Origin of the sequence: uncultured Paraglaciecola sp., assembly GCF_913020055.1 — a bacterium.
Lineage (GTDB): Bacteria > Pseudomonadota > Gammaproteobacteria > Enterobacterales > Alteromonadaceae > Paraglaciecola.
The window spans coordinates 19,262-31,467 of the sequence record NZ_CAJWCF010000006.1; the positions used below are offsets into that span (position 1 = coordinate 19,262).

Below are 12,206 nucleotides of genomic sequence, written 5' to 3' on the forward strand. Positions count from 1 at the left end.
AAAGGGTGCCTGAATAGATGGGGACAATAAATTTAAGCGTTATAAACTATTGCAACTCCCTTTGTTATCAAATTATTACCCACAGTTTCTGGCCCTCATTGGACAACAAGTTAATGGTTTTCCCAAGTATGTGCGTTCAGAATTTGAAACGTACTCCAAGTGAAGAAATTTGGAATATGGCTTTTTGCAAGTTCATTGTAAAGAGTGTCACCATGAACACCTTGTTGCAATAACATGCCCTAATCACATAGTGAACTAAACCCAATAAGCCTCATTCATTTGTCGGCGCTGTGAAATTTCAATGATGTTAAGTATGAAAATGAAGAATTATAATCATAAATACAATAATAAATTTAAAGATAAGCTTTATTTTTTAACCGGTGTCATTCTTGTTAGATTATCTTTGAATGGCTTTAGATAGGCTTGATATATTGACTGGTGACCTGGGTCACCAGTGCCGATACCAAACCGAATTTTACCCACCTTAGATGAGTGAATTAAGGTTCCAATCATCCTATCCCAAATAGCGAAGGTTGAGCCTAAGTTACGGTCGAAGTGCTCAGGTTTATCGCTATGATGCACTTGATGTTGTGCAGGGCTGATAAACCATGACTCAATTTTATCTCCCCAAGACCACCATACGTGGGAGTGGCGAAGGTTTGCTCCCATGACATTGAAAACAAATACAAAAATATTGGCACCAAGAACATCGAACATACTCAATGTTGGTCCAAAAAAATAATAACCAATACCCACGGCTAACCCTTGAGAGAGTGCCATTCTACATGCGTATAAATAGCTTTCAAAAGGATGACTTCGATATATTGTCATCGGTGTCATCACTTTTGCTGAATGATGTACTTTATGGAAATCCCATAGAACGGGCACTTTATGCATGGCTAAGTGCAATAAAAAACGCGTCAGGTCATCTAACAAAAACAGTACCAGAGTAAAAATACTGATGATAACCACTTGGTTATCAGTGATAGGTGCCATGTCGCCAAACAGTGTTGCAAGTAAATCTGAAAATCCGATTGCTATTGGCACCATGGTTAACACTATCGGTGCCCAAAGCAATACTTTTAGCAGGCGGTTTACAATAAACAAGCTGTAATCAAGTCGAGCAGAAGCATGAAACCATATTTTTTTATTAAACAGGTAACCCCAAAAAGCACCCAACCTAAAATTTTTCTTTTGAACTAAGTAAGCCGGAATAGCGAGCAAAATAGCGGATACTAAATAAATACCAAAAACACGTTTATTGGCATCCATCAAATATCCAGGTAAGTACAGGATACTCTCGCTTAGTAAATCAACTATTTGCATCTAATCCTCTTTAAAACACAGTCACTTAAAAAATCCTTGCTAAAACCTGTATTTATAACCCACTTGAAACTGCCTCGATTTGGTTGGCCTTGCACCAAAAGGTCTTCGGCTTGATATTTTTGCGGTATCAAAAATATTATCTATTTTTGCATACAGCTGGCTGTTGCTTGTTAGATTATAACTTCCTGATAAATCAACATTCGTCAATGCTTGCGTTTTTAAACCTGCTAAAGCTGAATCTCTTGGATCGCCTGGATCAACCGTTAAAGCAGTCTGAGCCGATTCTTTCATTTCGCCGGAATAACTGGCTAATATAAATATTTGCCAGTTATTCGCGGTTAAACCCAGACTCAGAGATAAAATATCATCCGCTAAATAAGGGACGCCATCTCCTTCGTTTACGAGTCCCCATTGAGTAAAATCAGAATAGAAGGTGTCTTTGAATTCGGATTCAGTATGCGTGTACACAATCGACCAAGGTAGAGACAACTGACTATTAAGTTTATAGGTATCACTGACAGTGGCTTCGATCCCATAAATGTCTACTTCCCCTGCATTAAATTCTACGTCAGTGTCGCACCCAGCAGAGACAGAGCAACTTTCTTTAAGGTTACTGTAGTCAGTGAAAAAACCAATCACTTCAGCTTCTTGACCACTATTAACGTATCGATAGCCCAGTTCATAGTTGACACTTTTTTCAGTTTTTATTTCTACCGCTTGCGCAGGGCTGGTAGGCACAAAACCACTGTACACGCCACCAAAGATGCCTGAAAATTTAGATAGTTCGTAATACGCACTGATGCTGGGTAACCAGATCTTGTTAGTTTTTTTCAGAAAGTCTTGCTCTCGGCCCGGTGCACGGTTTTGATAATAACCATCAATCGACTCACCTCTAACACCCAACGTTAGACTGAGGTCTTCAAACTGCAGTGTATCTTGAATATATATAGACAGTGCTTCGGTGTTTTCAGTATTGGTTGAAGTGGGTTTTGTAGCTTCACCGGTAGATTGCAGGTTTCCTGAGCGTAAAAAGAAGTTGTCTTCTATATGATTTCGCTCAATTTGGTCTTCATGAAAACGAATACCTCCTTCAATTTCATTTTCAAGGCCAAACAGTCCCAAGTCCCATGCAAAGTCTATTTGCATGCCCTGTGAATAATACTCACGAGCGTTTGTGCTCAACACCAGAATTTCTCTTAAAGTGCTATCTCTATCACCTGTTAACGTTTGATAATAAGGAAGGTTTTGTTCGCTTGTTGGGTCGCGCAAAATTTGCTGCAACGTGGGTACAAAGCCACCCTGGGAACTAATAAATTCGTTTACTTTAAACCAATCGCGTTCGAAATCATTACGATAAACCCGCGTTGTGGCATTAAAATCAGAAAATTCAATATGATGAGTTAGTTGAATTTGTTGATGCTCCCAATTCATCTGGTCTAATTGACTAGATACATAACGTCTATAAGGATTTTCAGAAAAATCAGCATCAGTTAAGCCGAGGTAAGTTTCATCCGATGTTTCTTCTCCGTAGGAAAGTTTTAATTCAAACAACTGAGAATAATCATCACCATCCAGTCGATAATTGAACTTCGCCATCAAATCTGACTTATCGAACCCAGTATCACCGCCGCCATCTATCTCTTTAAAACCATCAGCTTTAAAATGCAAACCTTCCAGCAGGAAACCAAAGTCGCCAACAGTATCGCCATAATAAGCGTGAAGTTTGCCATAGTTGTCAGTACCAAGACCTAAATCTAGGGCACTTTCTTGGCTGTCTGGTACTTGCCTAGAAATGAGGTTTAACGTTCCCGCCACCGTATTCGGGCCGTACTTAATGGTTGATGGACCTTTGGTGACTTCTATTGCCGTCATACGTGTGGTGTTGGGGAAATAATAAGCAGCAGATGCAGAGTAGGGGGCAGGGCCAATTAAAACACCATCTTCCATGATATTTATTTTTTTACTACGCTCAGGTGTCACGCCGCGAAACCCGATATTAGGACGTAACCCATAACCGTCCTCTTGACGGATATTGACGCCAGGTACGGTAGCTAAAATTCTGCCGATGTCATCATATTCAAACTTTTCTAGCTCCAATTCATCAATCAACTTGACTGAGCCTGTCGATTTTATGAGATCTTCTTTGCTGCCGATCACACTCATTCGCTCGATTGAAGTGTGATCATCATTTGCAACAGCCAATGGACTAAGCAATATGCTCGTTATTAATACTGCTAAGGGCTTTTTGATCATTGATGGTTTTAATGTATTTAAATTAATCATTGTCACCAGCCGATGTAGCCGGTAATTCGAGCGCTAGCCTCTGAATAAAATCTGTTTTCATATTATCTGTTACGTCTTTAAGTTGATCGTGCACCTCTTGCACTTGCTCTGGCTGTTGTACTAACAAGTCTGTAAGTGAGCTTTGTAGACTCAAGGCAAACTCAATAACCTCGGTTAAATCGCCACGCATTTTTGCTGCCGTGTCAGTTGCACCGACATCAAGCAGATAATCCTCGAATCCAATACCTGCATCAGTTTCGCCACCCAAAAAAATCATATTGAGACCCTGAATGTTGCTGATGATATTTTGTAGAGAATGATAAGCAAAACGAGATTCTACATTTTCAGCACAGGGTGCGAGTCCACAATCATTTGCAAACACGCCAAGTGGTGTGGCTAATTTGGCGTCTTTAGTGAATTTTTCGATATAAAAAATTGCGTCAGACACATCATTCACTGCGTCTTGAGCATTGTTGAATATACTATCCTGTTGACCCGCATTTTTAAGAATATCAGCATAACCTTGCGCGTTTTCTGAACCGTTCCAGGCCGTTAATAACGCTTCAATATTGGAGACTAAATCTGTAGCAGCGATTTTTGCTAGTCCACATCTTGCGACTGTTCTGTCTTCATCTGTACGATTATTCCAACCTTGGGGATCGGTTCCAAATACAGTACAGCTATGGTCTAAGTTTGGATTGAACAACAAGTATTCGATGGCATCCAAGCCTTTTCTGCTAGCCGTACGTGTACTGATGTCATAGTCTGCTTGTTCAGCTAACACCACGTCTTGGTCTAAAGCGCAAGCACTCGTATTAGGCCAAGAATATATTTTGTTTCTGAGATCGTTATTGTTATCTAAAAGTGGCCCTATTTGCATCACTTCGGCTATTTGCCAAACCGCCATGGCATCTCGCCAGCTTTGTTTTGCTGATATTTGTGTTGCATCGATATCATCAGCTTGAGAGGTCAGAGCATCGCAGTAATGACCAATCGCAGTCTCTTGATCAACCGCTAACTGAGCAAATTTGGTGTAAGTAGGAACAATGACATTGTCAGTTAAGCTTTGTAGAAGCAAAGTCTGGTTGAAACTATTACTAGGTGTTGTTGGTTTAGTGGCAGCTTGAGAAAATAGCGCCCCTTGAGTGCTACTTGAACTTTCGCCACAAGCCACCAAACCCATTATGGCTCCAATAGCGGCACTATTGAGCACTAGATTGATTAGTTTCGAATTAAAAGGTTTTGCCACTTCTTATACTCCAATATGCATAACGTAAAATTTAAAAAAGAGGTTAGCCTCGAAAGGGTAACCTCTTAGGAATATCAGCAGTGTTATTCCAGTTTATTGATAAGATTTGTTATAGATTTTCATTATGAAATTTTACCACGAAATCCTGTTATAAAAGGTTTACCAATTGGCTGCATTCTGTGCATCAAATGCGTAAGCTGCCTGCAACAAATCTCTAGCTATCATTAAATCAGCACGATAAGCCAACACTTCAGCTTCGCCTGTTAATACCGGCATGTCACCCATCATACTGTGAACTGTAATGAAGTCTGCATCGTTAAGAGGTGTGGCTTTGTTAAACTGTAAACCTAAAGCGAAGCCCTTCATTTCAGACCAATGTTTTGCGATAGTAGAATAGCTAAAGTCATCAGTTCCAATCGTTCCTAAATCTGCATCTACATCATTGATGTAGTGAACAACCGTTGCTGCAATGGCTTTTTCCCATGTTAGAACAGCAATATCACGATACCCATAGAGCTCAGTTTTTTGCGCTTCTGTTAACGCAACGCCAGCAGTATCATTTAACAATTTACGACCCTGTAAAAATGCGTCCATTGCTTCCTTGCTAAAATCGTTAGCGACTGTTGCACCACGGTCACGCTTAGCTGCATTAGCTGAATGTCCAAAGTTGTACTCAGAATTGAAGTCAATGGCTCCATCTCCATTGGTATCGTGATAAAGCTGCCAATCGTCACGACCGCCCTTTGTGGCGACTTCTTCATCCGTGTAATCAAGATAATCTCTGGCCGCACCGAAATAACCGAACCCTTCATCAAACTGATGTTCTAACTCAGTGTATGCTTTTGATGTATCAGTGTGATCAGAAAGCAAGCCTTTGCCATCTGTATCGCTGTCTAAGTAATCATCTACACCTTGCGAAAATGAGACTGACATTGATAAGAATTTTTGAATAAGTTGCCTTAAATCACGACCATCACTGGTTAATGAGATATTAGTAATGTCATTACCAAAGGGGTCTTGACGAACGGTTCCGTCTAGTTGAGTTTGTGCATTATCAGCAAGCATATCAAAGAAGGTACGAACAAGGCCTTCAGGTGTTGTAGAGCCTTTTGCTCCCCAACCTGCAAACTCACTATTCCAGTCTTTATGCTGACCTGTGGTATCATTACCTGCTATTTTACCTACTAAATTTTTTGACGAGCTTGATAAGTCTGCCAACACAGTTTGAGCGCCAGGCGACGTGGTTGTTAAAATTGAACGTTGTGAAGCCACATCATAATCAGAAACATCAAAATATGAATTAAGTGCATTGATTACCGCATCACGATTGATAAAAGCGCCATTGGTATCAAACGCTGTTGCATCGCTTATTTCTGCACCAATAAATTTGAATAGGTCACTTATCAGTATTTGACGAGCCACTTGTCCGCTATAATTTACCGCAGACTCTCCGGGCATCGCTTTACTTTCGAAATCGTAATAATCTAATAAGTCATCGACATAAAGGGTTATATCTTTGCTGAAAGTGGCACTAGCACTGTCAGTAACTGTGACAATTAAGGAAACGTTGGCTTCTTGCTCAAAGTTCAGTGTATTTTCTGCTTTGAGTTTTAACGCCGCACCATCTATTTCAAAACGATCGTCGTCAACAGCAAAAGTAAAGGTATCTGCTGTATCAGCATCGGTTGCTGATAAGGTGCCAATAGCGGCACCTGTAACGTTCTCTGAAACATTACTGGCAGACAAAGCTATGTCTGTAGGTGCGCTATTGACCGAAGGTGTAGGAGTCGGCGTTGGCATAGAATCACTAGAACTTCCACCACAGGCTGTTAATCCAAATGTGGCAGCAACAACTGCGGCTGATAATAAACTCTTTTTAGTTTTAAGCATGTTTCCCTCGAAATACAAATGGATTAGTAATTTATTTGACGTAAACACTATAAAACAGATGCAAATAAGAATCAATGCTATTTGCATTATTGTTTGGTGAGTGATGATAAAGTGTTTTAATGTAAATAATCAGAATTTTATTGATTGACTCATGACTGCTGTAGTCGATAAGTTAGTCTGTATGAAAGTCAAACAGATGGTCGTGGCCATTTTGATCATAATTTGTAAGTCATCCGAACGTTAATATTCTCAATCAAATAAAAGTCATAGTCTGTAAGGTTTTCTGCAATAAAATACTGTGCGTAAATTAGTTGTTAAAGCGCCAGTAACAAAAATCGAAGTCTGATGCTCCTCATTTCTTTACTCATAAATATTTACTCGTTTTCTAAAAGCTTTTGAATATCTAATTTGCCTATCACTTTTATTTATTTTTTCCGTGCACTTATAAAAAACAGAAGTTTCTAACATATAAAAATTACATCCATGTAACCCATATTTAAAGTTCAGCAAATAGTACATTCGCTAATCCATTTACCAAACGATTGATTTAATTTTTTAGTTGTTCTTTAAAATTCCTTACTGAATTAATATTTATCACTGTATTTTTCTCATAAGTGGAATGATTTTTCCATTCGCCGCGCGCATGGCTTCGCAGGAGCGTGTATCTGAATACAATCAAGTGCTCATGATGACAACCTTCAAAACGTTCTCACAAAAACCTATTTTTAAAAGATCCGCGCTTGAGGTAAGATTCAAATTTTGAGCGCGCATACTTTCACACCGTCTCTTTTGTGGTATCCATTACAAGAGGCATATCACTCCCGACACTGCTATTTTTCAGTACAGGTGTGTTTTTTGTTGTCGCTATGCTGAAACTTTATAGCGCAAAGATACGGGCAATAACGGTCTGAATCTGGAGTGTTCACTTGCCTAATGAGTGGTATATCCGTTTGCAAGCTATCAGTAATTTTGCACTTTTAACCACGATTCAGTGCTATTTGTGGATGATTAGCTTTATGATCATACTGGTACACTTGTCTTTGTTAAGTATTGACTGCAAGATTGTTAGTAACAGAAACCATCAATGCGACACTTACCAAGTAAGGTTACATTGATTGTCCTTTCTGTTTTGTTAATATCTAATGACTATAAAAAACGACAGGGAAAATAATGCGAATAATAAAACAAACCCTACTATCGGTAGCCGTTTTGGCTTCTTGCGTTGCTTGCGCGCCCGCAAACAAGCCTGAAACTGCTATCAGCGCCGTGACCTTAACGGCTGCAGATGCAAATGAATTTTTAGAGCAATATGCCAGTGAAATGGAAAAGATAGCAACACCTGCAGCCCATGCTTCATGGGCTTATGCAACCCACATCAATTTCGATACTGGAAAAGTCAACGCATATTTTAACGAGCAAACATCGGTATTGAGCGCTCAGTATGCCGTTGCAGCAGCCACATTTAATGATGTAGAAGTAGACGCGGATACTAGACGCCAACTAGAACTCCTAAAAGCCTCACTCGAAATAGCACCACCTGCAGATCCTGCAAAAGCCGAACGACTGGCTGCCATTGGTTCCCAAATGACCAGCATTTATGGAGCGGGTGAGTATTGTAGAGAAGATGGGACTTGTTTGTCTTTAGTGCAAATGAGCGCTGAAATGGCAACAAGTCGTGATCCTGAATTACTGCAAGAATATTGGCAAGGGTGGCGCGAAATTTCAAAGCCCATGAAAGACGTTTATGCGGAGCAAGTGCTGATTGCGAATGAAGGTGCTAAAGAGCTAGGTTTTGCAAATACTTCTGAATTATGGCGCGCTAAATATGACATGCCCGCCGCTGAATTCCCAAAAGAATTGGACCGACTTTGGGGCCAGGTAAAACCTTTTTATGCAGCCTTGCAATGCCATGTACGAGCTGAGTTATCTGAGCATTATGGTGAAGAGACTGTGCCGTTAGACCAGCCTATACCGGCACATCTTTTAGGAAATATGTGGGCACAAAGCTGGGGTAATATTTACGACATTGTGAAACCAGAACAAGAAATGAATGTCCCTGATGTGACAAAAGCAATGGCTGACCAAGGCTATGATGAAATTAGAATGGTCAAAGAAGCGGAAGCGTTTTTCTCATCCTTAGGTTTTACATCATTGCCCGAAACGTTCTGGGAACGTTCAATGTTTCAAAAGCCACCCGGCCGCGATGTGCAATGTCACGCATCTGCCTGGAACATAGACAGTAAAGAAGATTTGCGTATTAAGATGTGTATTCAAATTACCGGTGAAGAATTTAACGTTATTCACCACGAGTTAGGTCATAATTATTATCAACGGGCATATAAAGACCTCCCCATTCTTTATCGTGGCTCTGCCAATAGCGGTTTCCACGAAGCGATTGGTGACACTATTGCTTTGTCGATGACTCCTACGTATTTAAAAGGACTCGGATTAATCGATGACATTCCTGACGCGTCAAACGACATAGGTATGTTATTAAAAGTAGCGCTGGATAAAATTGCGTTTATTCCTTTTGGCTTAATGGTTGATCAATGGCGCTGGCAGGTTTTAGCAGGGGACATCACGCCAGATAAATACAACGAATTGTGGTGGGAACTGCGTGAAACCTATCAGGGTGTAGCTGCACCTGTGAGCAGAGATGCTGATGCTTTTGATCCCGGTGCTAAATATCATGTACCGGCCAACGTGTCTTACACACGCTATTTTTTAGCACATATCCTACAATTCCAATTTCATAAAGCATTGTGCGATATTGCTGGCAGTGAAGAGCCATTGCATCGCTGTTCAATTGTGGGCAGTAAAGAGGCCGGAACAGCCTTAAATGACATGCTTGAAATGGGTAAGAGTCAGCCTTGGCAAGAGGCTATGCAAACAATGACGGGTGGCCGAGATATGGATGCATCCACTATTGAGGCGTATTTTGCCCCTCTGAAAGTGTGGTTAGATGAGCAAAACGCTGACCGTCAGTGTGGGTGGTAAGCTGTTCATAGCCAGATACAAAAATTAAATTGCTGATTATTTGCAGCTAACCATACTCATTAATGCTACCTCATCTCGATGAGATAGCATTAAACCTCACCTTGAGGATATAAATAGTTCTCAGCAGCACTGTTTATATCCACCTCATCATATTTCTAAGAAAATATAAATATCCCCCTATCTTAAGTAATATTAATAAGTTCATAGCTTTATGATAGTTTAATTGCCCCACTTACCGATGATCGGTGCGTGGTGTTTGATTAATCACGTGACCGGTTTTACGTCAGTAACATGTAGATGACCCGAACATCATTTTTGCAATGTTTAAAGGGTTTATTTACCGACACTGTTCATTTTAGTATCGTTCGGGTAACGTTTTCAATAAGCTAATGCCACGGTATTCGCTTGTAAAAACCTAGTTTTAGTTCAATCAATTATACTTAGCTGGGGTTCATCGCTATAAACTTCAGTGCCACGCCGTTATTGCACCAGCGTTGACCGGTGGGTTTAGGACCATCATTGAACACATGGCCCTGATGTCCACCACAGCGGATACAATGATACTCGGTGCGTGGCCAAATCATTTTATAATCTTTTTTGGTCGCTAAATGCCCAGGGATATGGGTAGTAAAACTGGGCCATCCTGTGCCGCTTTCAAACTTCATCGCTGACGTAAATAACGGCAAATCACAACCTTCACAGGCATATATGCCCTTACCATGCTGTTCATTTAAGATGGAAGAGCCAGGGCGCTCCGTTTGTTCTTCTCGAAGCACTCTAAAAGCAGCCGAACTAAGTCGCTGTTGCCATTCTTGTTTACTCAGTTTCAGAGGTGTCAACACTAAGCTGCCACTGTAGCTTTTAGGTAGAAACTTGCGCCATTGTTGCTCTATTGCGAGTGCAGTTCTGCTTTTTTTAAATGCGGGCTCACTAAAAGCCGAAAACATGGTGCTGCCTAATCCCAGGCTTGCGGTCACTGCAATAGTTGACGTGATAAATTTTCTGCGGTTCATAAGATGCCTCTTTTTATAAATTATGTATAACTAGACCGTCAATTACGGTATTTATTTCTAGATAAGAGTAAAAATAAAAGAGACCGCGTCTATTTTAAGATAGTTATGCTTTGGATGTGTTTTCATCCGTGGCTTCGTTATCTATGTCATAAACTACGCCACTCATGACCAATAAAGCATGAAGTTAATGATTACTTATAGCGCTCAACTTCGGATTCGTGAAACAGGATCAAAGCATCCCAGTGGCGCTCATGATCAAACGAATACCTAAACCTGCAGTCACCATCACTACTATTATGCCAAGCGTATTACCCAACCATTTATTGGTATATTGACCTAATTGTTTTTTATGGTTCATGACAACCAGTAAGAAGATGGCAATAACAGGCAACAACAAACCATTGGCAAATTGCGCGGCTAAAATAATGCTAATAGGTTTGATTCCAGTTAAGGCTAAGATCACACCACTAAAAATGACGCTAAGGGCAATTAACTTAAAGGTACGTGATGACGTGCCGCCCTTAACCCCTAATATTTCTGTCATGGCATAGGCTGTGGCTAAAGGTGCGGTGATTGAGCTGCTTAAGCCTGCTGCAAAGAAACCTACACCTAACATGGTTTTTGAAAATGAACCGAACAGTGGTTCTAGTTGGGTTGCCATGTCTCCCGCACCAGATATATTTAACCCGCTACCAAAAATGCTGGCAGCGGCCGTGGAGGCTATCAATATGGTAATTAACCCACCTAATCCAATCGCGGTGGCAGTGTCTGCTCTAGCGTGATTTAAATCGTTAACAGATGACCACTTGGCTTTTACCGCTGAGGCATGCAAAAACAAATTGTAGGGTACTACTGTTGTACCAATTAAGGCGATGACAGTTAACAGGCTGCCATCAGGGATTTTGGGGGTAGTGAGACCTTTAAAAAGTGCGCTTAAATTGGGGCCAACAGAGATAAAGGTCGCAATAAATGCTAGCGCCATCAGCGCGACTAATATCAGTAAAATACGTTCAATTTGTTTATATGAACCACGCCACAGTAAAGTACCCGCTAACAGCGAAATAAGAATAACTGAGATTCGGTAAAACGATTGGCTATTATCTGTTAATGCATCGATGCCTAATGCCGCACCGGATAAGTTTCCTGCCTCGTATGCTGCATTACCTAAATACAAAGCCACCATGATCAGAGCAAATAACGGCCATTTCCAGATAGATTGATTCAGCATGATTCGTAATGTTTCGCCTAACCCTTGTTGAGTGACTAAGCCCAAACGAGCGGACATTTCTTGCAAGATAATAGTGGCGATGGTGGCAAATAGTAACGCCCAAAGCAGAGTGTATCCGTAATTTGCGCCTGCTAAAGTACAAGCCGTGACTGTTCCGGGACCAATAAATGCCGCTGCGATGAGCGCACCAGGACCGATGTTTTTTAAACGTTTTAGCATA

At 40.7% G+C, this 12,206-nt stretch carries 7 protein-coding genes; 1 reads left to right on the top strand and 6 read right to left on the bottom strand.

The features are described from left to right. Positions 1-366: 366 nt before the first annotated feature. The 4 genes from QZ488_RS02405 to QZ488_RS02420 all read right to left on the bottom strand — a co-directional run bounded on the left by QZ488_RS02405 (position 367) and on the right by QZ488_RS02420 (position 6,748). Positions 367-1,326 (bottom strand): sterol desaturase family protein, encoded by a 960-nt coding sequence (locus QZ488_RS02405; RefSeq protein WP_293746039.1) that lies wholly within the window; start codon positions 1,324-1,326, stop codon positions 367-369. A 39-nt stretch (positions 1,327-1,365) separates the two neighbouring features. Continuing rightward, complete coding sequence (locus QZ488_RS02410) at positions 1,366-3,609, bottom strand: TonB-dependent receptor (RefSeq protein WP_293746040.1); 2,244 nt, start codon at positions 3,607-3,609, stop codon at positions 1,366-1,368. Continuing rightward, entirely contained in the window at positions 3,602-4,858 is a 1,257-nt protein-coding gene (locus tag QZ488_RS02415; protein ID WP_293746041.1) for an imelysin family protein, read from the bottom strand. The genes QZ488_RS02410 and QZ488_RS02415 overlap by 8 nt, the downstream gene beginning before the upstream one ends. Positions 4,859-5,017: 159 nt before the next feature. Continuing rightward, positions 5,018-6,748, bottom strand: a complete 1,731-nt coding sequence (locus tag QZ488_RS02420; protein WP_293746042.1) for a DUF4856 domain-containing protein — start codon at positions 6,746-6,748, stop codon at positions 5,018-5,020. Positions 6,749-7,918: 1,170 nt separating this feature from the next. Between QZ488_RS02420 and QZ488_RS02425 the strand changes: the two genes are divergently transcribed. Further along, entirely contained in the window at positions 7,919-9,745 is a 1,827-nt protein-coding gene (locus QZ488_RS02425; protein ID WP_293746043.1) for a M2 family metallopeptidase, read from the top strand. A 440-nt stretch (positions 9,746-10,185) separates the two neighbouring features. Here the strand turns inward: QZ488_RS02425 and msrB are convergent, their stop codons facing one another. Both msrB and QZ488_RS02435 read right to left on the bottom strand, forming a co-directional pair. Further along, on the bottom strand, positions 10,186-10,758 hold the full coding sequence (gene msrB / locus QZ488_RS02430) for a peptide-methionine (R)-S-oxide reductase MsrB (RefSeq protein ID WP_293746044.1): 573 nt from the start codon (positions 10,756-10,758) through the stop codon (positions 10,186-10,188). A 229-nt stretch (positions 10,759-10,987) separates the two neighbouring features. Then, complete coding sequence (locus QZ488_RS02435) at positions 10,988-12,205, bottom strand: Nramp family divalent metal transporter (protein ID WP_293746045.1); 1,218 nt, start codon at positions 12,203-12,205, stop codon at positions 10,988-10,990. Position 12,206: the final 1 nt, after the last annotated feature.

Excerpts from the sequence above, each read along its gene's own strand:
- QZ488_RS02405 (WP_293746039.1), bottom strand. The coding sequence starts at position 1,326 with ATGCAAATAGTTGATTTACTAAGCGAGAGTATCCTGTACTTACCTGGA.
- QZ488_RS02410 (WP_293746040.1), bottom strand. The coding sequence starts at position 3,609 with ATGATTAATTTAAATACATTAAAACCATCAATGATCAAAAAGCCCTTA.
- QZ488_RS02420 (WP_293746042.1), bottom strand. The coding sequence starts at position 6,748 with ATGCTTAAAACTAAAAAGAGTTTATTATCAGCCGCAGTTGTTGCTGCC.
- QZ488_RS02425 (WP_293746043.1), top strand. The coding sequence starts at position 7,919 with ATGCGAATAATAAAACAAACCCTACTATCGGTAGCCGTTTTGGCTTCT.
- msrB (WP_293746044.1), bottom strand. The coding sequence starts at position 10,758 with ATGAACCGCAGAAAATTTATCACGTCAACTATTGCAGTGACCGCAAGC.
- QZ488_RS02435 (WP_293746045.1), bottom strand. The coding sequence starts at position 12,205 with ATGCTAAAACGTTTAAAAAACATCGGTCCTGGTGCGCTCATCGCAGCG.